The 25,380-nt window shown below is 45.7% G+C and carries 23 protein-coding genes and 1 pseudogene; 5 read left to right on the forward strand and 19 right to left on the reverse strand.

Annotated features, from left to right (window positions below; genetic code table 11):
* Positions 1-10: 10 nt before the first annotated feature.
* From EI981_RS24760 to EI981_RS24775, 4 genes are all read right to left on the reverse strand, one after another.
* Positions 11-1,750, reverse strand: coding sequence for a sensor histidine kinase (locus tag EI981_RS24760; protein WP_127004993.1), 1,740 nt, complete (start codon positions 1,748-1,750; stop codon positions 11-13).
* A gap of 202 nt (positions 1,751-1,952) precedes the next feature.
* Entirely contained in the window at positions 1,953-3,482 is a 1,530-nt protein-coding gene (locus EI981_RS24765) for an ABC transporter substrate-binding protein (RefSeq protein ID WP_127002784.1), read from the reverse strand.
* 123 nt (positions 3,483-3,605) lie between these two features.
* Positions 3,606-4,466: a carbohydrate ABC transporter permease gene (locus tag EI981_RS24770; RefSeq protein ID WP_193556517.1), complete on the reverse strand. Its 861-nt coding sequence runs from the start codon at positions 4,464-4,466 to the stop codon at positions 3,606-3,608.
* A gap of 60 nt (positions 4,467-4,526) precedes the next feature.
* Positions 4,527-5,396 carry an ABC transporter permease gene (locus tag EI981_RS24775; protein ID WP_193556518.1) on the reverse strand — a complete coding sequence of 290 codons (870 nt, stop codon included), beginning with the start codon at positions 5,394-5,396 and terminating at the stop codon, positions 4,527-4,529.
* 289 nt (positions 5,397-5,685) lie between these two features.
* Between EI981_RS24775 and EI981_RS24780 the strand changes: the two genes are divergently transcribed.
* Positions 5,686-6,510, forward strand: coding sequence for an alkaline phosphatase family protein (locus EI981_RS24780; protein ID WP_127002790.1), 825 nt, complete (start codon positions 5,686-5,688; stop codon positions 6,508-6,510).
* Positions 6,511-6,781: 271 nt separating this feature from the next.
* Positions 6,782-7,744 carry a metallophosphoesterase family protein gene (locus EI981_RS24785; RefSeq protein ID WP_127002792.1) on the forward strand — a complete coding sequence of 321 codons (963 nt, stop codon included), beginning with the start codon at positions 6,782-6,784 and terminating at the stop codon, positions 7,742-7,744.
* Positions 7,745-7,841: 97 nt separating this feature from the next.
* On the opposite strand, the pseudogene EI981_RS24790 reads toward EI981_RS24785, so the two are convergent.
* The 6 genes and pseudogenes from EI981_RS24790 to EI981_RS24815 form a co-directional block, all read right to left on the reverse strand.
* A pseudogene (locus tag EI981_RS24790) lies at positions 7,842-8,862 on the reverse strand (HAAS signaling domain-containing protein).
* Complete coding sequence (locus EI981_RS24795; RefSeq protein WP_127002794.1) at positions 8,849-9,196, reverse strand: PadR family transcriptional regulator; 348 nt, start codon at positions 9,194-9,196, stop codon at positions 8,849-8,851. The pseudogene EI981_RS24790 and the gene EI981_RS24795 overlap by 14 nt, the downstream one beginning before the upstream one ends.
* 241 nt (positions 9,197-9,437) lie before the next feature.
* Positions 9,438-10,190, reverse strand: a complete 753-nt coding sequence (locus EI981_RS24800) for an SDR family NAD(P)-dependent oxidoreductase (protein WP_127002796.1) — start codon at positions 10,188-10,190, stop codon at positions 9,438-9,440.
* 192 nt (positions 10,191-10,382) lie between these two features.
* Complete coding sequence (locus EI981_RS24805; RefSeq protein WP_127002798.1) at positions 10,383-11,120, reverse strand: MBL fold metallo-hydrolase; 738 nt, start codon at positions 11,118-11,120, stop codon at positions 10,383-10,385.
* An 81-nt stretch (positions 11,121-11,201) separates the two neighbouring features.
* Positions 11,202-11,480 (reverse strand): CD3324 family protein, encoded by a 279-nt coding sequence (locus tag EI981_RS24810; protein WP_127002801.1) that lies wholly within the window; start codon positions 11,478-11,480, stop codon positions 11,202-11,204.
* A gap of 200 nt (positions 11,481-11,680) precedes the next feature.
* Complete coding sequence (locus EI981_RS24815; RefSeq protein ID WP_127002803.1) at positions 11,681-12,052, reverse strand: MmcQ/YjbR family DNA-binding protein; 372 nt, start codon at positions 12,050-12,052, stop codon at positions 11,681-11,683.
* A 516-nt stretch (positions 12,053-12,568) separates the two neighbouring features.
* On the opposite strand from EI981_RS24815, the gene EI981_RS24820 reads away from it, so the two are divergent.
* Both EI981_RS24820 and EI981_RS24825 read left to right on the forward strand, forming a co-directional pair.
* Positions 12,569-13,180 carry a flavin reductase family protein gene (locus tag EI981_RS24820; RefSeq protein ID WP_127002805.1) on the forward strand — a complete coding sequence of 204 codons (612 nt, stop codon included), beginning with the start codon at positions 12,569-12,571 and terminating at the stop codon, positions 13,178-13,180.
* 151 nt (positions 13,181-13,331) lie between these two features.
* On the forward strand, positions 13,332-13,766 hold the full coding sequence (locus EI981_RS24825; protein ID WP_127002807.1) for a GNAT family N-acetyltransferase: 435 nt from the start codon (positions 13,332-13,334) through the stop codon (positions 13,764-13,766).
* A gap of 84 nt (positions 13,767-13,850) precedes the next feature.
* On the opposite strand, the gene EI981_RS24830 is transcribed toward EI981_RS24825, so the two are convergent.
* A complete protein-coding gene (locus EI981_RS24830; protein WP_127002809.1) occupies positions 13,851-14,675 on the reverse strand; it encodes a helix-turn-helix transcriptional regulator in 825 nt (274 codons plus the stop codon).
* A 161-nt stretch (positions 14,676-14,836) separates the two neighbouring features.
* Between EI981_RS24830 and EI981_RS24835 the strand changes: the two genes are divergently transcribed.
* Positions 14,837-16,141, forward strand: coding sequence for a Gfo/Idh/MocA family protein (locus EI981_RS24835; protein ID WP_127002811.1), 1,305 nt, complete (start codon positions 14,837-14,839; stop codon positions 16,139-16,141).
* A 114-nt stretch (positions 16,142-16,255) separates the two neighbouring features.
* On the opposite strand, the gene EI981_RS24840 is transcribed toward EI981_RS24835, so the two are convergent.
* The 8 genes from EI981_RS24840 to EI981_RS24870 form a co-directional block, all read right to left on the reverse strand.
* Positions 16,256-18,163, reverse strand: a complete 1,908-nt coding sequence (locus tag EI981_RS24840; protein ID WP_127002813.1) for an ABC transporter permease — start codon at positions 18,161-18,163, stop codon at positions 16,256-16,258.
* Entirely contained in the window at positions 18,150-18,914 is a 765-nt protein-coding gene (locus EI981_RS24845) for an ABC transporter ATP-binding protein (RefSeq protein WP_127002815.1), read from the reverse strand. Before EI981_RS24845 ends, EI981_RS24840 begins: the two co-directional genes overlap by 14 nt.
* A gap of 153 nt (positions 18,915-19,067) precedes the next feature.
* The gene (locus EI981_RS24850) at positions 19,068-20,051 is read right to left on the reverse strand and encodes a sensor histidine kinase (protein ID WP_227011581.1); all 984 of its coding nucleotides are present in this window, start codon (positions 20,049-20,051) and stop codon (positions 19,068-19,070) included.
* Complete coding sequence (locus EI981_RS24855; RefSeq protein ID WP_127002817.1) at positions 20,048-20,740, reverse strand: response regulator transcription factor; 693 nt, start codon at positions 20,738-20,740, stop codon at positions 20,048-20,050. The genes EI981_RS24850 and EI981_RS24855 overlap by 4 nt, the downstream gene beginning before the upstream one ends.
* 379 nt (positions 20,741-21,119) lie before the next feature.
* Entirely contained in the window at positions 21,120-21,293 is a 174-nt protein-coding gene (locus tag EI981_RS29120; protein WP_162616263.1) for a hypothetical protein, read from the reverse strand.
* Positions 21,290-21,748 (reverse strand): flavodoxin, encoded by a 459-nt coding sequence (locus EI981_RS24860; RefSeq protein WP_193556404.1) that lies wholly within the window; start codon positions 21,746-21,748, stop codon positions 21,290-21,292. Before EI981_RS24860 ends, EI981_RS29120 begins: the two co-directional genes overlap by 4 nt.
* A gap of 65 nt (positions 21,749-21,813) precedes the next feature.
* The gene (locus EI981_RS24865) at positions 21,814-22,878 is read right to left on the reverse strand and encodes an ABC transporter ATP-binding protein (RefSeq protein WP_127002819.1); all 1,065 of its coding nucleotides are present in this window, start codon (positions 22,876-22,878) and stop codon (positions 21,814-21,816) included.
* A 347-nt stretch (positions 22,879-23,225) separates the two neighbouring features.
* Positions 23,226-24,794: a Vga family ABC-F type ribosomal protection protein gene (locus EI981_RS24870; protein ID WP_127002821.1), complete on the reverse strand. Its 1,569-nt coding sequence runs from the start codon at positions 24,792-24,794 to the stop codon at positions 23,226-23,228.
* Positions 24,795-25,380: the final 586 nt, after the last annotated feature.

The following is a 25,380-nucleotide window of genomic DNA, read 5'->3' on the forward strand; positions in this document are numbered from 1 at the left end:
CCCATTCTGATCAATAAGATGTAAATTGTTCAACAGTTCGAAATGGAAGTACAATTTGAATTCGCGCCCCCGAGGCATTATCGAACTCCAGCCGGGCACCGTCTCCGAACAGATGCTTAATCCGGTACTGTACATTGGAAATACCGAGGTGCTCTCCGTTCTGATGCTCCAGATAGCTACCGGGCCCTAGCTTCTCCAGCATATCCTCTGGAAATCCATTGCCATTGTCCATGATCACGATACGCACCCTCTCCTGTTCTATTAAGCCAATAGCGATATAGATATGGAATGGGTGATCCATGAAGTCAAAGCCATGCTTAATAGCATTTTCAATGAACGGTTGAATCAACAGCGGTGGAATCGCAGCTTCTTCCGCACCGCTTTCCATCTGAATCTCATAGGTAATGCGTTCTGGAAAGCGAACCTGCTGAATTTTAATATAGCTCTCCATATGCTCCATTTCTTCTCGGATGGTGACAGCGACCTGATTCGTCCTCGTCGTGAAGCGGAAATATTTGACTAGATTCATACACATCAGCTGTATGACGTTATAATTTTTAATCTCGGCCAAGTTATAAATAATGTTGATCGTGTTCAGGAGGAAATGAGGATTAATTTGCAACTGCAAATGCTTGAGCTCAGCTTTATGTGCTTTAATCTGCTCCTCATATACACTGCTCGTCAATTCATGGATTTCAGCAGCCATGCTGTTAAAGGTCTCGTTAATAATCGCAAACTCCTTGGCTTTAGAGGATTGAAGCCGGATATTCCAATCCCCATACTTGATTCGACGCATCCCATGAACGAGGTTGTTCATTGGCTTAAGAATGATATCGTTCAAATAGACCAAATAAATGACCAGAATGAATAGCGCACCTACGGAAATAAGAATAATGCCGCGGCGAAAATTGTTCAGATCCTTCAACATCTGCTCTTCGGGCACAAAGACACTGAGAATAACATCCGTACCCTGCACCGGGTTCGTAACGGCAATGTATTTAAGGCCATCCTGCTTCACTACTTGATACCCTCCGTTGGTCCCCGAGTCCAGTGAAACGGAATGGGTCGGGTCGATAATACCCGCATTTGTGATCATCTGTCCCTGATTGTTGAGGAAACCGGCAAAACCTTCCTTCGAGTGAATGATATCGAGCGGAATCACCAGGTTCTCCAATTCGATAAAGGCTCCGAGATAGAAATCATCCCCTGTATTCACCAGACGAATTAGAGCATACTTTCCCTTGCTGTATTCAACCGCCTTCCATTCCCGAAAAAAATCGCTATTCGGCTCGATGCTCTTGACTATTCTCTCGATGGTCGTCTTGATCGCACTCAACCGTTCATAGGACGACTCCCTAATCGGCGTAGTGAAGAGATCTCGATTCCGCAACGAATAGATGAACTGTAGATCGACGCTATTATCAAACCGATGATACTTGCTAAAAGTACTCAGAATCCGGGCCTTGGCCAGATAATAGTCATTCGGGTCATTCAGCAGCTGCGGCAACGCGGCGAGATTCGGATCTTCTACGGCAACGTTATAGAGAAAATTTGTCTCTTTGTTCAATGCCGCCTCGATTTGTTGTGAATACAGGATCATTGAATTTTTGTTGGATTCGGCGACCTGCTCGCGGATCGTATTCGAAGCGTAATAATTGTTATAGAGCATGAGTCCAACTAAAGGAACTGTAATTACTATGAAACCGATGATCAGCTTGAATCGAAGCGACTGCTTAATATTCGACCTCATGAACATGCTTATCTACCCCGGATCATGCAAGATTAGTATGAACCCTCTAACATTCACAGCGACCCATCTTAAATGTTCAAGGCCCATCTACACCGAGTATAAATTCCGGTAGGACAAAAAGGAATCCCTAGTTAGGACTACTCTCGTCCCGGTTCAGAATTCCTTTATAGAGGTTGTTCAAAAGTTCGCCTTCCACTACTATCTATTTCTGTGTTGCAGCCCATTCAGCCAACTGCTTATCGACCTCAGCCTTTACTCTGTCAAAGCCAGCTGACTTGCGTTTCGCCTTCCACTTCTCGATCAGCTGCTCCGGCTCCACTGCTCCAGATCGCAAGGTATCTTCGAATTCCTTCTTTACATTCTCAATTGATGCCATTTCCGATTTAACTGGCTCCTGGTCAAAGGAGAAGCCTAGCGCAATGGAACGCTCCGATCTGTCATTGAACTTCTGGAATTCCTCCCATTTACCCGGATCTTCGTTCACCCATAGATAAGAATTGAACTGATTGCCGAACATCCAACCGCCTGGGTTAGGATAACCCTCTGTATCGGCATTAACACCCTCTGGATAATCGATAACATTGTCACTGACTTTCACATAATGCTTGCCTTCAATGCCCCAATCGAGCATATTCAACAGCACCGGATCCGTATAGAGCATGTTCAGGAACATCATCGCCCTTGCCGGGTCTTTCGAAGTCCGAGAAATACCAAGCATCGCGCCTTGGGCGTCCCCCGTTGTCGTGAATGGCTCCGCCGTCTCAACCTGAACCAGCTCCACGCCAGCGTTGATGCTCATCTCCTTGTCCTTACCGGGCTTCAACGATTGAGCAACGGCGAAGGCCTTCCCTGCTTTGATCATATTCATGCCCTGATCTGAATCCGAAGTCAGAATATCCTTGTCAAACCAGCCATTCTGACTCCATTGATGCATCCGTTTGTAGAAGTCAATGAATTTAGGGTCTTCCAGCGTATCAATCGCCTTAATCTCGGTGCTTCCCCGGGGGATACTCAAATTTGCCACGATCCCATCATAGTTGGCTGCTTCCCAAATATTCGTAAATTTTCTTGATACGATAGGAATTACGCCCGGCTCCTTCTCTTTAATCGTCTGGAACATTACCTCCATATCTTCAAGAGACTTCACACCATTAATATCAAATCCATATTTATCTTCTAATTTCTTGTCCAGCAGGAAGCCGAAGCCTTGACCGAATTCCTTCTTGGTAGGAAGGGCGTAAAGCTTACCGGAGATTCTTGCTCCTTTGATAAAGTCATCGCCAAGAACGCCAGGGATGTCTTTTCCATACTCAGCCATCAGGTCGTCCAGCTCCATATATTGCCCTTTGGCGACATCCTTCGCATACGAAAACCAGCTAGCTGTGAACATCAGGTCGAACGGTTCATTCGAGACCTTCATCAAGTTCGTCTTGTCGTCCCAGGACGCCCACTCGATCGGCTTCAGCTCAATCGTCGCATTAATCTTCTCTGTCAAATACTTGCTCATTTCGTCTTGGACAAGCTGCAGATCCTTAGCCGCTCCAGCCGGATAGACCATCGTGATTTTATACGGGCTGAGTGCGCTGGCTCCTTCTTTATTTCCCGCCTCTGTCTTATTGCCAGAAGTGTCCCCCGGATTGGCCGACTTGTTGGAATCCCCTTTGCCGCATCCCGTCAATACCAGTATTCCGCACAGCATAATCACGAACAGTAAATGAAATGCCTTCTTCATATTTGTGCTGTTCTCCTCTCAAATCATACTTGTACTAACCTAATCCCCCGGAATTCAGTAAATCTTATTCGTGGCGCTCAGCCCCACCTCCTTCAAGGAATGAACTCTATATTTCTGTCTTGTCTAACCTTTTACTGCACCAGACGTAATTCCGCTGATGTAATACTTCTGGAAGAACGGATAGGCAAACAATAACGGAGCCACCCCGACGATCGCTAGTGCCATTCGTACTGACTCTCGCGGCATCTTTGCCAGCAGCTCTCCAACCTGGGCTGAGCTATTGGACTTCATCAGCAGATATTGAATGTTAGTAAGCGTCTTCGTCATCAAGTATTGAATGTTGTACAGATCCGGCTTGTCGATAAATAGCATACAGTTATACCAATCATTCCAGTAAGCCAGCGTGTTGAAGAGTCCGATCGTCGCCATAATCGGCAAGGATAGCGGGACGACGATCTTGAAGAAGATCGTAATCTCACTTGCTCCATCAATCGTCGCTGATTCGATCACCGTCTCCGGGATAGTCGTGGAGAAGAAGCTTCTCATCAAGAGCACATTAAAGGCGCTTAATAGCAAATTCGGAATAATCATAGAGAAGATTGTATTCTTAATTCCGAGCATATTGACATAAGTAATGTACCAAGGTGCGAGTCCCCCACCGAACAGCATCGTGAAGAAGATGTAGAAGGATAGCGTCCGTCTGAATGGCAAGCTCGGCCGTGATAACGGATAGGCGAAGAGTGCCGTAATCAATAGGCTTACGACGGTACCTATAAGAGTAGCAATGATGGTAACTCCATACGCCCGGGCGATTTCAGAGAAATCATTGAACAAGAACTTATAAGCCTCGAAGCTGATCTCGTTGGGGAATAAGGAGAACCCCTTCTGCAAAATAGAATCCTCGCTTGAAATAGAGACCATGAATATGAGGATAAATGGTACCAATGATATGATCGTGAAGCACCAGAAGAACAGGTGAATCATCGTAGGGCCGATTCGTCTCGATATATTTAATTCTCTCACGTTGTTCTCTCCCTCCCCGCCCTAGAACAAGGCACTCTGTTTATTAATGCGTCTAACAGCGGCGTTGGCTATTAGAATTAAGAAGAAGCAGATTACAGATTGATAGAAGCCCGCTGCCGTAGACATTCCGATGTCTCCCGATTGGAGCATCGCGCGGTATACAAACGTATCGATGGTCTGTGTGGTCGGTATAAGCGCGCCGGTATTCATTGGCACTTGATAGAACAGACCGAAGTCTGAGCGAAGTATCGTGCTTACCGCGAGTAAGGTCATGGTGACGATGACCGGCATAATCAACGGTATCGTAATCCGGGTCATTTGCTTCCATTTGCTTGCCCCGTCGATCGTAGCCGCTTCGTAATATTCCTTGTCGATACCAATGATGGAAGCAAAATAAATAATCGATAAATATCCGGCGTTCTTCCAGGCGTTAACAATAACGAGAACGTAAGGCCAATATTTCGGTTCTCCGTACCATGAGATGCCATCCATACTGAACCACTTGAACAACAGTCTGTTCACCAGCCCGTTCTCTGCATTCAAGAAGCTGAATACGAGATACGCAACAACGACCATTGAAATGATATGCGGGAGCAAGAAAGTGCTCTGGTAGAAACGGCTGATCACTTTATCCTTGATCTCATTAATCAGGAGCGCGATCAGAACCGATAGGATGAGATTTAATAGAATGAAGACAGTATTATATAGAAGCGTATTTCGGGTAATGATATAAGCATCTTCCGTGTTGAACAGAAATTTGAAATTGTCCAGTCCGGACCAGGCGCTGCCCCAGATCCCATCCACATAGTTGTAATCTTTAAAGGCAAGGATAACGCCGTACATCGGAATATAGTTGTTGATGAACAAATAGATAATCCCCGGCACTGTCATTAGAAGCAGCCATTTATACTTTTTTACATCTCTTTTTAACCGTGATAGCTTACTCACGCTCCCACCCCTCCACGATGTTGTGTAAACCCTTACATTACCCATTCTAGAATTTCAGTCTAGACTCAACCACCATCTTGATGACTTTCTCATAACACGTTCGTGACTTCTTCTCATCAAGTCAAAAACAAGCGTATAACAAGTCAATAAAAGACATTGACAGTCCTATCCACGATCATTATGCTAAGGGCGTGATATCGCTTCATACATCTATTGAGGAGGGTATTCTATCATGAACACCAAGCAGATTAAACGTGTCTTTATACTAGGAATGGACGGAGCAGGGAACTTCATTCAGCATACGGACACGCCAAATATTGATGCATTCTTAAGTAACGGAGCCGTTACATATATGGCCCAGGCCCAATCGCCTACGATCAGTGCGGAATGCTGGGGCTCCATACTTCATGGCGTAGTTCCGGAGAAGCACGGATTAAATAATGAGATAGCTTCCACTCAGGCCTATCCTGCAAATTCCCCATATCCATCGATCTTTCGAATTGTGCGGGAAGCCCAACCTGAAGCCAAGCTTGCAGCCTTTTCTAGCTGGTCACCTATCATCAGCGGGATCATTGAGGAAGGGCTCGATGTTCACAAGGAAGCAATGCCGGACGATGAGCTCGTAGACGCTATCGAGACTTATATTCACAACAACAGCGACGTTAAGCTACTCTATATGCAGCTCGATGACCCAGACGCCTCTGGTCATAAATATGGCTATGGTCCTGATTCACCAAATTATCTCAAAGCTATTACCAAAATGGATGAGCTATTTGGACGCATACTGCGCGCAATTGAACAGCAAGGTCTGTTGGAGGACAGCCTCGTTATTCTCCTTACGGATCATGGCGGCGGTGGAGCTAATAAGCATGACCACGGCAGCGATCATCCAATGGACAAGAATGTATTCTGGGGCTGCGCTGGTCCTGGGGTAACTGCAGGTACTGTTCTTCCTGAGCTATTCATCGTAGATACTGCAGCAGTCGCACTTCATGCTCTTGGTTTTGAACTGCCTGCGAATTGGGATGGCAAATTTCCCGCTTCTTTGTTCAGCTAATCGTACGTACTTAGTAAGTTGGGAACTAGCTGCTCGTTTTTCGTCTAACGAAACTACAGAGCGCTATTTTCGCAGAAACAGCGGTGAAAATTTTTTAACGAAACACCATATCGTTATTCCGGGTAAATCCCGGCTTTGGGCCTCAAATTGGCTCCAATAGAGATACCCAGTTTCGTTAAAATTGGGGACAGTCCTTTTGGGCGCAAATAGCGATACCACGTTTCGTTAGCTGTTGCACGTTAGCAAAAGCGAAAAGGGAGGATTGTGCGGGATGAGAAAGCAGTTGCATTTCAAGGGGGATGGAACGTTCAAGATTGTTCAGTTCACGGACACGGAATTCTGTGAGCCGTGTGAGGAAGAAGCACGAATGAGTGCCATGATGCGGGCTATCCTTGAGGCAGAACGCCCGGACCTTGTAGTGTATACCGGAGATGTTATTGCCAGCAATAAGAGTCCTGACCCGGTACAGGCGTTCCGTGATGCTGTTGCGGTGCCGGAGGAACTGCAGATTCCTTGGGCAGCTGTATTCGGCAACCATGATTCCGAGGCGCCTGATTTCACACGAGAGCAGTTGCACAAGCTCCAGTTAGTGCATAAATTCTGTTACGCGAAGCCCGATCCGCCAGGTGTACACGGCTCAGGCAACTACGTGCTTGAGCTTCTGGATGGACATCATTTGCCTGCTGCAACACTTTATTTTCTCGACACAGGAAGCTATTCTCCCTTAGTGCATCACGGGGTAGGCTATTACGATTGGATAAGAAGAACTCAGATCGACTGGTATACAAGGACTTCCCATCAACTGACAGCAAATCATGGCGGATCACCACTGCCTTCGCTCGGATTCTTTCATATCCCACTGCCTGAATATAGTGATATTTGGGATTTCACCATATGCTATGGACAAAAGCTGGAGCGATTAATCTGCGCCCCACCATTGAATACAGGATTCTTCGCGGCTATGGTTGAGATGGGCGACATCATGGGTACCTTCGTCGGTCATGACCACGGCAACGACTTCTGGGGGACACTCCACGGAATACGTCTCTGTTACGGACGGACTACCCGGAACGCTTACTTGAATCAGCCGTTCGCTACTGGCGCTCGGGTGATTCAGTTAACGGAGGGACAGCGCAGCTTCGATACCTGGCTGCATCTTGAGGACGGGACGATCATCCGTGACCAGCCTAAGCATATGCCAGAGGGCCGTGCACCACAGATATCATTAAGCTAGAAGTTCTCAGTTCCACCAGGTGTATTCTCATAATAAAAAGGGGGTTATCTCTGTAGTAGACATTCTACCTACGAGATAACCCCTTTATTATGAGCCGTTAACGGATTTTTGCCTTGCGGAATCCCCCAATGACGCTGAGTGCACCGAACAACATAAAGAGGAAAATGCCTCCTCTAACAATGCCGGCTTTAAAACCCTCGACACTAACTGTAAACAAATCAGCCATATAAGCGATAAAGTCTGCATTGAAGAGATTCGGGTTGAGTAGGATGACGGTCATGATAAAAATACCTATCAGTTGAACTACCATATTAAATATCGCCAATCTCGTTGTCCATTGACCGACGATATATTTATACAAAGCTAAAGCGACCTCTAGTCCGGCCAGAATGAGTATAAGCGGCCAATATTGAAGCAGTACTTCTTGGTTAAACGTTGGATACTTCAGTAAAATCTCGTTCTCTGTTCTCAGATATACACCTACAAATACACCTACAAAATGAGCAGCATAGAAATATAGGCTTGCCCAGATCGTCGTCCATAGTAAGCTTCCAAATACATCAGCCTTAGAGATTGCTCTCTTCTTGGGAATATGAGCAAGCTTCTTCAAATCATCCGGCTTCCATTGTTTAAACTTGGAGGTGGGTAGCTCAGTCCCCTTATTCACATCTGCCCGCTCAATAATCGCAAAAAATTACCGTAATCCAGAAAAATGCCTGAGTAATTACTCCGAATGAGCCGACGATTCCTTCAACAATCAGATTCACAAAAGTATTGCTCATTGCATTCAATTCTTCACCGCCGCTATAATTGATCAGATGCTCAGCAACGGTAGAAATTACCGAGATAATGATGGCGATCGGTAATATTATCTTCAGTAATGAAACGTACATCTCATAATAACGTGGTCCAATCAAATGCATTGGCTGATCCAAATAGCCGCTGGCTAGCACGGCTGGGTTGCCCAGCTTCGCAAGAGCCTCCTTGATATCATCCTCGTTATAATCATCCGGTAGCATATCTTCGATCGTGGATCGCAGCTCCATCGATACATCGTCCCGATCCTTCTCCGGCAGTCGCCTAGTGACTTCCTGAATGTAAATATTAATCAGATCCATCGTCATCCCCCTCTTCTAATAAGTGATACAGTTCTTTCGAATTGCTCAACCACTCCTGCTTCAATTGCCTATAGATCTCAAATCCATATTCACTCAGCACATAATACTTACGCGGTCTGCTCTCGCTTGTATCCCAGCTGCTGGTGACCAGTTCCTGTTTCTCAAGCCTCCTTAGCAAGGGATACAACGTGCTCTGATCAATTCCAATACCGGACTCCTCTAGCAATTGCACTAGTGAATATCCATATTGAGGCGTTCGCAATTGACTTAATACGGCTAAGGTCAATGTCCCTCGTCTAAGCTCAGTTATTAGAGAATTCAGTAGAGTACTCATGAAGTACACCTCTTTTTCAACATACTTACTATGTGTCGTACAGTATATGATTTATACTATGCATCATACAGTATTGTTGTTTCGAAATCAATTTATTTTTTTCACTATTTCACAAATTCCTTTTATGTGCCCGTTTATCAAAGGTCAGCAGCCACAAAATATGCAAAAAAAATCGGCGGCTCGACTTCGGTATAACACCGAGATCAAACCACCGATGATAGCTATATTCAAATCCTGCAGCTTACTTGGCAGTTACGCCGCCGTCTACAGGCAACTCTATCCCCGTAATATAAGAAGATGCATCCGAAGCAAGGAACAGAACGGCCTTAGCTACTTCAGAAGCTTCACCTACGCGTGGCAGTGCCGTCTGCATCAAGAACCATTGTAGCATTTGCTCATTTTTAATCAGATCCGAACTCATTGGAGTCTCGATAAAGCCAGGGTGAACGGAGTTCACACGGATATTATCCTTACCAAAATCAACGGCCGCCGCTTTGCTCAGCATCCGAACCGCTCCCTTCGATGCCGTATATGCACCTGCACCACTACTACCCGTCAATCCGGCGATCGAAGATATATTGATAATCGAACCGCCTTGCTTCTTCTGCATATGTGGAATGACATATCTCATTCCCAGGAAGACGCTCTTTACATTGATATCCATCACTTTATCCCATTGAGAGACCGTTGTATCCAGTAATCCGGTAGGCAAAGATACACCTGCATTATTTACGAGAGCATCGATTTTACCGTGATTTTGTATGGTTCCGTCTACGACCTTTACCCATTCTTCTTCAGAAGCTACATTGTGTGCATAAGCGACTGCTTGCCCGCCCGCAGCTTCAATCTCTTGAACTACAGCTTGCACTGCGGCTTCATTAATATCTGTAGCTATTACATTAGCTCCCTCTTTGGCGAACAGAATAGCCTCTTCACGGCCCATACCGCTTCCTGCACCTGTGATGATTACTACTTTACCTGTCATGCTTGCCATACTTACATCCCCTTTGTGATTGGTAAGTAAATTGTCGATATAAATAATGATAGATATACTATCACTATGATATTTATCATATCACTATCTATTTACAAACTCAATCTCTCATCAAGCCCACCCGCGCCAGCAATACAAATATCAAAAAGCCTTCCTTTCGTCTAACGAAAAGAAGGCCTTAAATGAGTATACCTATGATGTATATTTCTGGACGAGCTCTTGCAGGGCTGCTTTTACATCTCCGTTATAGAGACCACCATGATAGCAGATGATACGCTCTATATCATAATCCAGCAAACGCTGGACAGAGCGTACAGCCTCTTCCAAATCAAGAGTAAATTGTGGATTGGCGATATTCAGCTGACCCTGCTCAATAACTACGGCATCTGCCGCAATTAATGTTTTGCTGGAGGGTAGATATAACGAGATATGACCTGGCATATGGCCGGGCGTATGAATAATCTCGATTCCCCCACACCAAGGCAGAAGTTCGTTGCTGTGGACCGTCTGATCGACAAGCGCCGGTTCAAGCGATTGCAGCGAACGAATAAGTTGCTCCGCCTGCGGTTTGGCTTCATCCGTTATAGCATTGAGGGTGGATTGCGCTTGCTCGAGCCGTAGCGAACGTCTCGTTCCGTCAACATATGGTGCATCCAATTCATGTGCAATGATCTTGATATGCGGATAAGTCCGCTTGATCTCCGCAAGGGAACCAATATGATCGATGTCGTGATGTGTCACGATCAGCTTGGTAATCGACTCGAAGGCGATGCCCTGCTTGTCAGCCGCAGCTTCCAACAGATGCATAAAATCAGGATAACCACAGTCAATGAGAATCGTATCCCGCTCATCCTGCAGAAGAACTGGAGTAATCACCTGCTTGTGCCCGCCATATTCAAATTCGATATGGAGTAAATGATAATTATTCATAGCTGCCTCCTTGATCTATGTTGTTCAAGACTAAGCTTAGCCGATAACATAGCTAGGGAAAAGGACAAGCATGACCCAGCATCAAAGTCGTCCGCCTCGCTGTTCGTGAATAATTCTTCTTACGCTACGCTCACTTAAATAATAATGTTGTGCAAGTTCCTTCACCGATATTCCTGAACAGAAGCTTTGCAGGATCTCGGCATTCCGTTCTTGAAGCATTCGCCTATAACCGGAACACTCCCCCCATTGCCGCTTCTTCTCTTGTCGGATCGGAATATATAAATAGTCGCCCTGGATATATTGTTGAATACTGCGTATCAGTTCCTCTGGTAATATCGATTGTGCATTCTGGTATTTCATCTTTCTACTCCCATCTATATAGCTTATTGCGATATATAGAGGAGCAGAGAGTTCCAGCTCAGTATGTGACAGGCTCTAAGCAAAGATACGTTGGAACCCTCTGCTCAGAGCCATATCCATAGATACGTACTAGCAAGTTTTTCATGCAATCAACTCCTGTCTTTTAGCAATGTGTAATGATGTATAATCCGTACTGCCTACTATTTTATTCTCAGGTTCTTCGTGATGGATTCACGCTCGCTCTTCGTCAGACTGCGGAATACAAGGTCATAGGAATGGTCGACCATCGCCTGCAGATCCGCAAATGGAAGACTGCCGTCCACAATGACTGTATTCCAATGCTTCTTGTTCAAATGATACCCTGCTACTACGCATTTATGCTGTTCCCGTAGGTTCTCGGCAATGATCGGATCACATTTCAATGAGATGTTCACCGTGTCCTGCTGTCCATGCTCACTCAGAAGGGCGAACATCTTCCCCCCCACTTTCATCACGAGGGGCTCCGGGCCGAATGGATAATCTTGGGCCGCCCCTTTTTTGGAGGTACAATAGGCACTCAGCTTACTATACACAGGAATCTCTCCTTTATCCTAAAAAATAATATGCTGGTGCTAATATACCATGTTTGCTGGAAATATCGTATCATCTGTGAGTTCATCCTTCCCCATGGATAGCTTTATCTTTAAAAAATGTCGTGTTATACTTACTTTTATAAAGTTACTTAATTTATCAATTCATTAGCAATAGAGTGTCGTACTCCAGAAACTCCTACAATCATTGACTTCTCTAACGAAACTGGGTATCGCTATTTAGGCCGAAAAAGGCTGCTCCGAATTGTAACGAAACTGAGTATCGCTATTGAAGCAAAAAGGTGGCCTAAAGTCTGCATTTCTCTCAACTAACGATATGGAGTTTCGTTTTCCTCGCTGTTTTTGGCGAAATAGCGATCTATAGTTTCGTTAGAGATTCAAACGGATTGATTTTTGCATGAGCCTGATCGATCAGTCTGAATTACCTTCCCTGGTCCGCTTTCTTATTGAATCCGAATCCCAGGGTACACTAAAATACTACACAAGCAGAGGTGACCTATGTTAACGATCTACCCGGAAAATCAGGCGGAAAGAGACAATTATAAGCTGCTAATTGGCAGCATCATCCCGCGCCCTACAGCGTTCATTACAACACAGTCCAATGCTGGCGTAGTGAATGCCGCTCCGTTCAGCTATTTCAATGTCGTGACCGCAGACCCGCCAATGATCTCTGTATCGATTCAACGGAAACAAGGCGATTATAAGGATACTTCAAGAAATATCATGGAGACGGGAGAGTTTGTCGTTCATATCTCAGATGAGGATTATATCGAAGCGATCAATCAGACGGCTGCCAATCTTCCGCCGGAAGAGAGTGAAGTAGAACTTGCCAAGCTCACCACCGTCCCCAGCGAAAAGATCAAAGTCCCAGGTATAGCTGAAGCTAAAATCCGTATGGAATGCGTGCTGGAGAGAGCGATTGAGTTGGGCGGAACGCCTTCATCCCCGACCTGTGACCTTATTATAGGCAAGGTCGTATGCTTCCATATCGAGGACAATCTGTACGAGAATGGGCGAATTGATGCCGAGAAGCTCAAGCCGGTCAGCCGCCTTGCTGGCAACAACTATTCGAAGCTAGGTGGAATTTTCGCGATTGCACGTCCAGAGTAAATAAGCAGATGCTAGCTAACATTCATAAGATGTCTCCCGGACAGGTACTAGGGAGCATCTTTTTTATTTCCCGATGAAAAAGCTGAAATCATCCTGATTCTTACTTGAGATGCTATAATAACAACAAGCCATATGAGAGGAGACAACTAACATGCATAATCGAAAAGCATCGGAGAAGGATTATGGTCTTATTCTGGATCTATGGGAGAGGTCTGTTATAGTTACCCATCATTTCTTGGCTGTCGATGATAGGCTCAAGCTAAAGGAAGAGATTCCTTTATACTTTCCACATCTTGATGTACGGCTATGGTATATTGAAGATCGATTCATCGGATTCTCAGGGGTTCATGAATCCCATCTCGAAATGTTATTTCTAGATCCCGATCTTACCGGAAAAGGGTTGGGGAAACAAATTATCCGCTCTTTGATCGACGATTATGGAGTAACGAGCGTGGATGTGAATAAAGACAATGAGAACGCCTCATGGTTCTACTTAAAAAGCGGCTTTACCGTTGTCGGCGAGAAACCGACCGATGGCGAGGGCCGCCCCTATCCAATCTTAAATCTAAAATTAAAATCCCGATGATTATCGCAATCATCGGGATTTACTATATCTCCTCCCCCTTCAACCCCGTCGTCGATATGCCTTCCACGAAGTATTTCTTCACCTTTACATCTGATTCTGCTTGCGGTACTGCAGCGGAGAACGCTTCACAATCTGCTTGAACACCCTGCCGAAATGAGCAATGCTGTCAAAGCCCGTCTCCTCAGCAATCCTCGTTATCTTATCATCCGTCTCCCGCAACAGGGTCTGCGCTTCCCGAATTCGAATATAGTTCAAATATTCAATGACGGTAAAGCCCGTAGTCTGCTTGAAAATACGGCAAAGGTAGGTCTCGCTAATATAGAATTGCTCAGCAATCTCCGGTAAAGTCAGCTTCTGCATATATTCCTTATTCAGATATTCTATGATGCGGTACACTCTGCGCTGCTTCTCGCTCGATTCAGGCGGAACCGGCTCCGGCTTGGCTTCGCGGATACGGGTCATAAGAATTAGCATCTGTAGAAGCAAAGCAAGCAAATATTCTGTTGACCCGCTTCTTGCCTCCTTCTGCTCACGCAGCATGGTATGGAACAGATCTTCAATCCGCCCCTGCTCATGTACATCTGGACGAAGCAAGAAGCTCTCCCCGTGATACAGAGGCAGCTCCCCCACTCCCCGGCCCAGCAACGGCTCAATGAACAGGTCATCGAAATTAACCAATATCCGCTCATGGGAGGACCGTCCCTTGCTTGTCGTTCGGTGTAAATGGTTCTTGTTAATGAACAGCAGATCGCCGACCTGCAGAGCATAAACCCGATCATTAATATAGTAGTACCGTTCTCCGGACAGTAAATAATAGATTTCATAGCTCTCATGAAAATGATCGGAATCCATATTAAAATGGCCGGTTCGCTTGATCTGCTCTACAGCAAAGTATGGTGTTGTACTCACAGAACATCCCTACCTTCTCGGTGCTGAAAACTGAACTTTTTGAACATGAAATTTTGGATAAAATATGCATAGTTTTTATTGAAATGACTAATAAATGCTTAGATTCTTGCATTTCATATACTATAAAATAGATTTATACCAATGTAAATGGAGTGATCATCTTGTCCAAGAAGAAATACGTCATCGTAGGTACCGGAGGTCGAGCAGAGTTTTTCTATAGTGAGTTGGTAACTACTTTCAAAGAGACTTCAGAGCTGGTCGCGATTTGCGATGTCAATCAAACTAGAATGAATTATGCGAATAAACTATTACAAGAGAAATACCATTATCATGAGGTTCCTACTTATAAGACTGAGAAATTCGATCAGATGATCGGGGATACAAAACCGGATTTCGTGCTTGTATGCTCGATTGACCGTACACATCATAAATATATCGTCCGCGCGATGGAGCTCGGCTGTGACGTCATCTCCGAGAAGCCGATGACAGTGGATGAAGAGAAATGTCAGGAGATCTACGATGCAATCGAACGCACCGGGCGGAACCTGCGCGTGACGTTCAACTACCGCTATGCGCCGCATAATACGAAGATTCGTGAAGTGATCATGGATGGAACTATCGGCGAAATTCTGTCGGTCAACTTCGAATGGCTGCTTAACACCCAGCATGGCGCCGATTACTTCCGTAGATGGCATCGCGATAAACGGAACAGCGGCGGACTGCTCGTACACAAGTCTACACACCATTTCGACCTGATGAATTTCTGGCTGGATTCCAGACCAGACACCGTATTTGCCATGGGCGATCTACGCTTCTATGGCAGGGAGAATGCTGAGAAGCGTGGAGTTACTGAATTTTATCAACGCGCTTACGGCAGCGAAGCGGCAAAGGACGATCCGTTCGCGATCCATCTCGACCAGAATGAGCATTTGAAGAGCATGTACCTCGATGCCGAGCATGAGGATGGCTACCAACGCGATCAGAGCGTATTCGGAGACAATATCAGTATTGAAGATACGATGAGCGTGATGGTCAAATACAAGAACAAGACGGTGATGAACTATTCGCTGAATGCTTACCTGCCATGGGAAGGCTTCATCATCGTATTCAATGGTACAAAGGGCCGTATGGAAGTACGAATCACCGAGCAATCTTACGTCAATTCCGGTGGCGATAAGGCGGATGAAGGCGCATTACAGGGCATGGACATCATGATCTACCCTCACTTCGCAGCGCCATATCGCGTTGAGATTGAGCAAGGCGTCGGCGGCCATGGCGGTGGCGACCCAGTTATGCTGGGGGATATTTTCGATAAGAAGCAGGAGGATCGCTTCAACCGTGCCGCTTCACATATCGACGGAGCAATGTCGATCATGACCGGCATTGCAGCCAATCGCTCCATCCGTACTGGCCAACCGGTCAAAGTCGACGACCTGTTCAAGTTCCCTACCGGGAGCTTGAAGTAAGAGCATTTAGGGACCCAATATCCACATACAGCAACAGCCTCCTGGTGATTCCAAGAGGCTGTTGCTTATTAGGGCTCTAGTCGGAGATGAGTTGATCCGTTCTAGCGCCATTTTTTATACCAAATCCTTAATCAATGCTCTTCTATATCTGTTGTTCACTGCCAGGTAACCCAAGCATTGAATGACCAAGAAGATAACAAAGCTGGCTGCTGTAACACTATCTAAAGAACCGCCGATGACATCACGCAGGAAGGCCACACCAATTAGGAAGAACAAGCTTGCCACAACAAAAGGCACGAATATTAACACAGCAAGTTGCCTCGACACGATCGAAGACAGCTCCTTCTTGGACAGCCCGATCTTCATAATGCCCTTATATTTCTCACGTTCCTTGTCCAAATCCGTAATCAGTCGGAAATAGATCATACTGAGCGCCGCGATCATAAATATCAAGCTGAGCATAAAGCCTACATAGAACATTAAATTTTTCGAGCTTTTCTCCACATAGAACAGATCCCCAGCGCTGAAGAAGCCAAATTCCCCATGATCACTGAATCCGATGCGGTCTATTAGGGCCTGTGTCGTAGCTACATCCTCTTTCCAGTTATCAACGTTATATGCAAATACATGTAGCAGATTCAAGCCTTGCATCCGTTCTATCTTCATGTAGTCCTGATTCGATACCACCATGAGACGATTGAAGTAACCGGTAGGCATGATATTCTGCCTACTTCCCCCCACAACCTGAGGATTCATATTCGTCTGCTGAAAGATCTTCTGCATAGGGGCAGGAATGTTGAGATCCGTCTTCTCCTTAGGCAGAACGTTAATCGCATAAATCTCATCCTTATCTAAGGAGATGGGTTCTCCACCCAGCCCTTGAATCCCTTCATTGTAGTTACTAAGAGAGATGATGGCCTGCCTCCCATGCTCATCAATATAGAGAACATCATATTTATAAGGGGCATAGCCAACCTGATCTTGCAAGTTTTGCTGCAGCAACTCCACATGCTCCGATTCACGCAGGTTATCCGCTTGAGACACATACATGTAGTCATACGGATAATTCGCCTTCGTATTCTGCTCTACATTAACATTCGCACTATACAATCCCACAATGGAGAAGTATGTTCCCATAAGGAGCAATGAGACAAGATACATCATCTTCACGTTACTTCGTAACTGCGACTTCATTGCGGATATGGTAAGCATATTCGTCTTCTGAAGATAACGCTGCTGCTTCTGAACGAGCTTCAACACGAACAAGGATAACTGCATATATAAGAAATACAATCCGATTACAAAGACGATGAATAAGGAAAGTACCCCCAGCGTGTTACCCGATATCTGACGCACGAACGCTGCATTGCGCCCAATCGTCATCATAGACAGGGTTCCTCCCGTTGCGATCAAAGCAAGAATCAACGTGATTGGGGAGAAGCGGACCTCTGCCTCAATTCTCTTATCCGACTTGAGCAACTGAATGATTCTTTGCTTTCGGATGAATATCGGAGAGAAGAAGGAGACGAGCAAGAACAAAATAAAGAACATTACCAAGGTTAAGACGATAGCCTTGATTGGAAAATACATCGCAAATCCTTCCACCTGCATAACCTTCCGCGTCACCATCAGAAATAATGGAGCAAATACCAGTCCTAACACAAGCGCAGCAATGATCGCCGCGATGCCGATGAACATATTTTCTCGGAAGACCATCTTCTTAATCTGCCGCTTGGAAGCCCCCATAATGACGAATAGCCCGAGCGTTTTCTGCCTTATCCTCATAAATGACATGACCGAATAGGAGATGAACACAAATGAGAATAAATACACCAGCACCGTGCCGACCATCATCGCCAAGGATAGAGATGAACCATTCGCAATAACCGATAGATCGGGATGGAACATCGATACTGAGAACGAGAAAAAGATGAAAATTGAAAATACGCTGCTTAGAAAATAAGCGAAGTACGTCCATTTATCCCGTAAAATATTGTTCAGTACAATGTTATTGAATGTCACTACGCCCACCTCCAAGGAAAGTCAAGGTGTCCATAATATTTTGGTAAAAATCCCCCTGATGGTTGCCGCGGTGGATCTCGTTATATAGCTTGCCGTCCTTAATGAAAATAACACGGTTACAGAAGCTCGCCACATAGGGATCATGAGTAACCATAAGAATCGTCGTCTGCAGGGTCTGGTTAATGGACTTGAACAGCTCCATCACATCTTTGACCGATTTCGTATCCAGATTTCCTGTAGGCTCATCCGCAAGCAGCAGCGAAGGCTGATGGATAATTGCTCTGGCAACGGCCACCCGCTGTGCCTGTCCCCCAGAAATCTCGAAGGTACGCTTCGGCAGCAATGACTCGATCCCCAGCAGTGAGGTTGCTTGCTCCAGGCGCCGCTCCATCTCAGGTACAGGAACGCTGTCTAAGGTAAGCGGCAAAAGAATATTCTCCCGGACCGTCAGCGTATGAACCAGGTTAAAGTCCTGAAACACAAAGCCCAGCTCATTCCGTCTGAACTTGGCCAACTCTCCATCATTCAGGGAGTGAGGATGCTGTCCATTCACGGTAATTTCTCCACCGCTGGGAATATCAATCGTGGAAATACAATTCAACAGTGTCGTCTTGCCGCTTCCGGAAGGCCCCATAATCGCCGCGAAATCTCCTTGCTCCAGATCAAAGGAGACGTCGTTCAACGCCGTATAGTTCACTTTACCAACATATATTTTCTCAAGTTGATGCACTTGTAATATTTTCATACTCATAAAATCTCCTTACTTCGTTGTCGTATACTGAGCCTCTGCCTTTCAAAGCATCTTCATCATAAGTGATGTACGACCAGCCAACCATTCACGTTCATTTCAGTTCCCTTACAAGTTCGTAATATTAAAAAATCTTGATACAAAAAAATCATGACCTTAATCATGATTTTTAAAATATAGATAAAATGTAGTAGCCCCATCGACAATCGATTCCAGCTTATATTCATGTTGCAGCATATCAGCTATTTTCTTCACCAGGTACAATCCCATTCCTGTAGATTCGCCGAACCTTCGTCCATTCTCACCAGTAAAGAACAAATCAAACACCCGGTATAGATCACTCGGCTCGATCCCGGCTCCTTCATTCGTAATACTAAGTACAACGGCATCCTCCGCTATTTTTGCTGCCATTTGGACGTTCTTGTCTGGTTCGCTGTACTTAATGGCATTATTCATGACCTGATATAACATGATTTTCAGCCATTTTCGATCTGTATAGACTGATAAATCTCCTTCGATAGAGACGCTCGGATAGACGGAGCTGGAGATGAAGAAATCCTTCAAATCGTTGATCACTTCAGACATGGCATTTCTTAGCGGCACCTGCTCAATTTTAAGGTCTGCGGCAAAATCCTCTGTGCGAAGATAAGTCAGGATCTGCGATAAATTGTAATTGATCTTGTTAACGGATGCCTGTATCTTAGCGAAATCTTCATTGCCTTCATTCATCTGTGTGAGCATACTGATGACTGACACCGGAGTCTTAATCTGGTGCACCCAATGACCCAGCATTGTCTGATATTCTTGTTGTCGATTCTTCAAATGGTTCATTTGGGAATGATATAGCTGTAAATTGGCGTACATACTCTGGGCATAGGCTTCCTCCAGAACCGAGTGCGGATTCTGAATGAGCATATCCTCTGGCTTGGTCGGTCTGGAGGATAACTGCCTATACACCTTCCGATGCGTGAAGTACCGATAAAGAAGAAATAATAACAAAAGAACCAAACTTACAAAGACAAAATAAACCTTCCCATCGACCTCAAACCCATCCAGCCAATCATATAGAAGAAATAAGCCGAGAAATGTAACTATATATAGTATTACAATAGACAGATGGTCCTTGATAAACAGCTTCATATCGGTTCCTCTATCAAGCGGTACCCAACACCGCGCACGGCCTCAATTCCGGCATCGGCCCCGACATCCTTCAGCTTCTTGCGGAGTCGAGCGATATTCACATTGAGTGTATTCTCCTCCACGAAGCTCTCATCATCCCATAGCTTGGAGAGCAGGGTCTCCCGGCTCTGCACCTTTGGAGCATTCTCTAGCAGCATACTGGCCAGCATAGCTTCCTTCTTGGTCAACGACACTTGTTGTTCCTGGTATTCCAGGATCAGGCTCTCCAGATACAGCTTCAGCTCACCGCGAACGACTGTACGCTCCGATGGATTGGCAGCATAATCCCCGTAAGTTCTACGAATCTGCCCGTTCACCTTAGCGACCACCACTTCTAGCGAGAAGGGCTTGGTAATATAGTCATCAGCCCCATTCTCTATGCCATAGATCTGCTCCACCTCACTGCTGCGTGCAGAGATAATGATGATCGGACAGATTGAGAATTGCCTGATTTTCCGGCACCAATAGAAACCATCATATTTCGGTAAATTAATATCCAGCAGAATCAGATGGGGATCGAACTGCTCAACCTCCCCCGATATATCGTTAAAGTCAGAGCAAACCTTACATTCATAATCGTATTTCTGCAAATGACCGGACAGTAATTCCGCAAGCGATTGATCATCTTCCACTAACAATATTCGATACATAGTCATCACCTAACCTATAATTCACATCATAAATAAGCTGTCTTTCTTACTATTATCTACATATTTTGGAGCAAATAAAAAGCCTGTATAGAGTAAAACATACAAACTCCATACAGGCCAATCAACAAATTCATAAACCTATGTTCACTTGAGGCTGATTTCTCCTTTACTTTCTCAGGGAGTTCATTCGCACCAATTACCGTAGGTTCACCAGCCTTCAAGACTGCGGGAAATACGACTCTCTCTCCTCTTCTTGCCTTCACTTTATAACAGAGCAGCATCAGTAAGGAATCGAGCTTCATTTCAGTTCAATTACATTTGTGTAATGTTAGACCGGTTTGTGGAACGGAAGGCCGATAATTGGACGGCTTAAAATTTATCAGGCCCAGGCGATTCCTGGTGATACCACTGCGTCCCGTTCCTTCTCGCCCGTCCCTTGAATTTCACTCTCCCTGGCATCGGACAGCAGCCTGACGTAATCCAACGATGCCTGCAAATCCAGTGATTCCCCGGCTATATCATGCTTCTGACCATCCGCAATCCGTCTCATCATGCTTGATGCAGTCCCTCCAGGCTTTTGGCGAAATTTGCCCCGAATTCCCGGCATAGCACCTTCTCTTCCCCGCTTGGCCCATACTCTACCTTCAAGCTTTCTTGCACAACCACAACACCAGAGTCCTTAAGCCGCTGCTCCACTTCATCGACGGCACCGCAATACAGCCGATAAGTGGTATCTCCGCTTCCAAAGACAGTGCTGCGGGTCCCTTGCAAATCCAGTTCTTTCATTTCGTCCAAGAAGTCCTCGAATTCATCAGGAATCTCCCCGTCCCCCCAAGTATAGGCTCCTAGCAGGTAAGCATCATATTCAAGCAGGCAGATAGCATTGCAGTCCTCCACCATTTTCAAATCCGCGGTTGCCCCTGTACTGCGCACACCTTCGGCGATCAGTTCGGCCATTTCCTCTGTATTACCGGTCAAGCTGGCGTAAACGATGACAATTTTACTCAATCTCTTCAACTCCTCCATCAGAGTGACTTGATATATCGGAGTATAATTGATAATGATTATCATTGTCAATTGAGTTCTGTAACTAAAACTGGATACTCATAGACTCCCTCCAAAAGGCGCCGTTTTCGGGCTATCGCTTCAGGCGGGGTAACCGTCGGAGCATGAGGATGCATCAGCCATGATTTCACTATATGGGTATCCGATACCCGGTATAAAGGGGGCTCTTGCTCGTAATCGATCTTCATCGCATATTGGCTGCGCAGAGCAAAAGCATCCCCCTTCGGCAGACGAATCAGATCTGGTGGTGTACCAGGGATTGAAGCCAGCTTCCCTCCTTGCCCGTCGAGGCTCGGCATCGAAGCCAGGAGTCCCCACGTATAAGGGTGCCGTGGATCGTAGAAGATTTCCTCAGCCGTCCCTGTCTCCACGATCTGCCCAGCGTACATCACCGCGACACGATCGGCCATTTTAGCCACGACGCCCAGGTCATGCGTGATAAAAATAATCGCCGTCCCGATCTTCCGCTGTAAATCCTTCATTAGTTCCAGAATTTGCGTCTGAATCGTAACGTCCAGCGCCGTGGTCGGTTCATCGGCAATCAATAGCTTTGGACTGGCTGCCAACGCAATGGCAATCACTACCCGCTGTCGCATCCCGCCGCTAAATTCATGCGGATACCGCTGAAACCGTCGCTCCGGCTCCGGAATCCCTACCAAGTCCAACAGCTCGACCGCTCTCCGGTACGCTGCTTGTCTGGACATTTTCGCATGGGTATGAAGCACCTCCGTGATCTGTTTGCCCACTTTCATCGTCGGATTCAGCGACGTCATCGGGTCCTGGAAGATCATTCCGATCTCTTTGCCGCGAATCCGCTGCATTTGCTTCTCCGTCTTCCCAATCAGTTGCTGACCGTCGAACCAGATCTCACCCCGCTTATATATTCCATTCGGCTGGGGTACGAGCTGCATCACAGCTTGGGATGTCACACTTTTGCCCGAGCCTGACTCGCCGACGATAGCCAGTGTCTCCCCCTTATCTACATGAAAGTTAACGCCGCGGATAGCCTGCACCTCTCCTTCCCTTGTGTTGAATGAAATCGCCAAGTCCTTTACTTCCAATAAATTGTCCATAATATCTGCTCCCCACCTTACTAAAATAAAAAGCCGCCGTCCGCAAAACGTCGCGTAACAGCAGCGGGTAGTTTGAAATACTGTTAATGATAATTGTAAAAAGGCAAATCAAAATAAAATTTGATAATTCATAATCAACTCTTAATTGATAATGATTATCATTATTAATTATATCATGGGCTTTCTCCTGACTCAATCAGGAATCTACTTCCAAACTCCAAGCTTACTATTCATCAATTGCCTTAGGCATTCCTTCCCTGAGCAATCCATTCTAACCTCTTACATCTAAGCCGCTATTTTGCATAAAAAAACAGGATAAAGCCGAGTGGCTCTATCCTGCTGATTTTTTATCGACTCATGTCTCTCTTTTCTTTTAGCAGCCGCTGGAACTCCATCTCTAACTCCTGGGACGGTTCGAGGCTTAGACGGCTTAGCACTTCTGATATTTTCGTCTCGAGCAAGAGATAGCGGTCTTTCTCCGCATCATGACTGCTCTTAGGAGGTGCTTGCTTCATCTGCTGTAACGTCCCTTCGAACAGTTCCATCTTCTGATCATGAATCGTCAGAACCCGCGTAGCCACATGATCAATAAAGCGACGGTCATGAGAGACGAAGATGACGCTGCCTTCATACTCCTTGAGAAGTGACTCCAACGCTTCCACAGCTTCCATATCCAGAAAATTCGTCGGTTCATCCAGAATCAGCGTATTGATATCGCTCAGGAACAGCTTGGTTAGCGCCACCTTCACCCGCTCTCCCCCACTTAGCACAGAGACTGGCTTATATACGTCCTCTCTAAAAAAGTGCATCCTGGCCAGGACCGTCCGTATTACGGTCTCCGTCTGCTTCGAAGACGATTGCACATTCTCCAGAATCGTCTTATCCAGATCAAGTATATTTAAATTTTGGCTGAAGTAGCCTACCTTCACCGAGGGAGAAAGGGTCACGCCCGCCTCTTCCCTGATGATCTTCTTCACTAGCGTCGTCTTCCCACTGCCATTCGGACCTGTGACCGCTAATTTGTCACCACCCCGAATCTGAAAGCTGGCAGGATCCCACAATTTTCGTTCGCCGATTCTGCCTACTACATCTTCTATACGAATAATGATACGATTCATAAACGTATCTACGTTTGGCAGATCCATTTTTAGGGGCGGCAGCTCTCGCACCTTTTCGACCTTTTCGAGTTTTTCCAGCCTTGTCTCAATCGCGGAGGCCGTTTGCTGCAGCTTCTTTTGTTTTTTAGCAAAGTAAGGCTTGGCTCCTGTAATCCGCGCTTCTGAATTACTTACTTTCTTGGGAGTCTTAGTCGCTCTTTCGGCCTTTCTCTCTTTCAGCCTTAAGGCTTCCTCCAGCTGTGCTTTCTTCTTCTCATACTTCTCATAAGCCGCTTGCCGCTGGTCCTGCTCTAATTCCTTCTGCTTAAGGTAATCACTGTAATTCCCAATATACTCCTTCATCTTGCCTTCATGGATTTCCCAGATCGATGTGCAGAGCGCGTCCAGGAACGCCCGGTCATGGGAGACCACAATAAATGCCCCTTGCCACTCTCGCAGCTTCTTCTCAATCCACTCGATATGCTCTGTATCCAGGTTCGTCGTTGGCTCATCTGCAAATAACAGCACCGGATCTCTGACCAGCGCCTGTTGAATGTATTCCTGTGTAACTTCACCACCGCTCTTGGTCGCATCGCTCCGTTTGAGCTGAGGCAGCAGTTCACATTGAACATGCCTAACAACATGCCCTTCATCCGGAACAATCTGATTCGCTAAAATTTGCAGCAGCGTTGTCTTCCCGCAGCCATTGCGGCCCACCAAGCCAATCCGGGCATCTTTATAAACTTGCAGCCGGTCAATATCCAGTAATAAACGGTCTTGTACATAATACTTAATATGTTGTGCTTCTAGTAAGAACATATGAACATCTCCCTTCATTCGTACAGGAGACAAAAAATGCCCCCTATGTCCATACAGAATAGGAGGCATTTATATATAGGTGTACACCAAAAGAGATTCTTATAAGAGTGCTCCTTCAGGCCAACTATAGAAATCCAATCCTATTCTGAAAATTAACAATTGATGGCATCACAAATTAAGCAGTATGGGTCTGCTTAAAATCACCGTCAATTGTTCTCTTCAACAAATAGGATTAGTACTTCATTTCAGTTGGGTCACCCTTTCGTTCTTTTAGAGGTTGTTTAAAAAGTCCCCCTTTGATCACGAAGTATCACTTGCAGCATATTCGACATCGAATCTTGAATTCAACCGAGCCTTCCGGTGCTCACGTACAAATTACGTACGCTCCGCTCCTCATGCCCTAGCTTCATCCAACCTTCTCGGTGCTGAAAGTCTGACTTTTTAAACATACACTTTAATTAAGATTATTGTAAAAAGTGGCAGGTGTCAATATTTCTCGAATCCTTACCTCTTAAAGATTTGCAATTTTCCGTAACTGTATCCACATTATATGGTGTCCCAGCGTATCCGTTATATTCTTTAGTAC

This window comes from Paenibacillus lutimineralis, from assembly GCF_003991425.1.
Lineage (GTDB): Bacteria > Bacillota > Bacilli > Paenibacillales > Paenibacillaceae > Fontibacillus > Fontibacillus lutimineralis.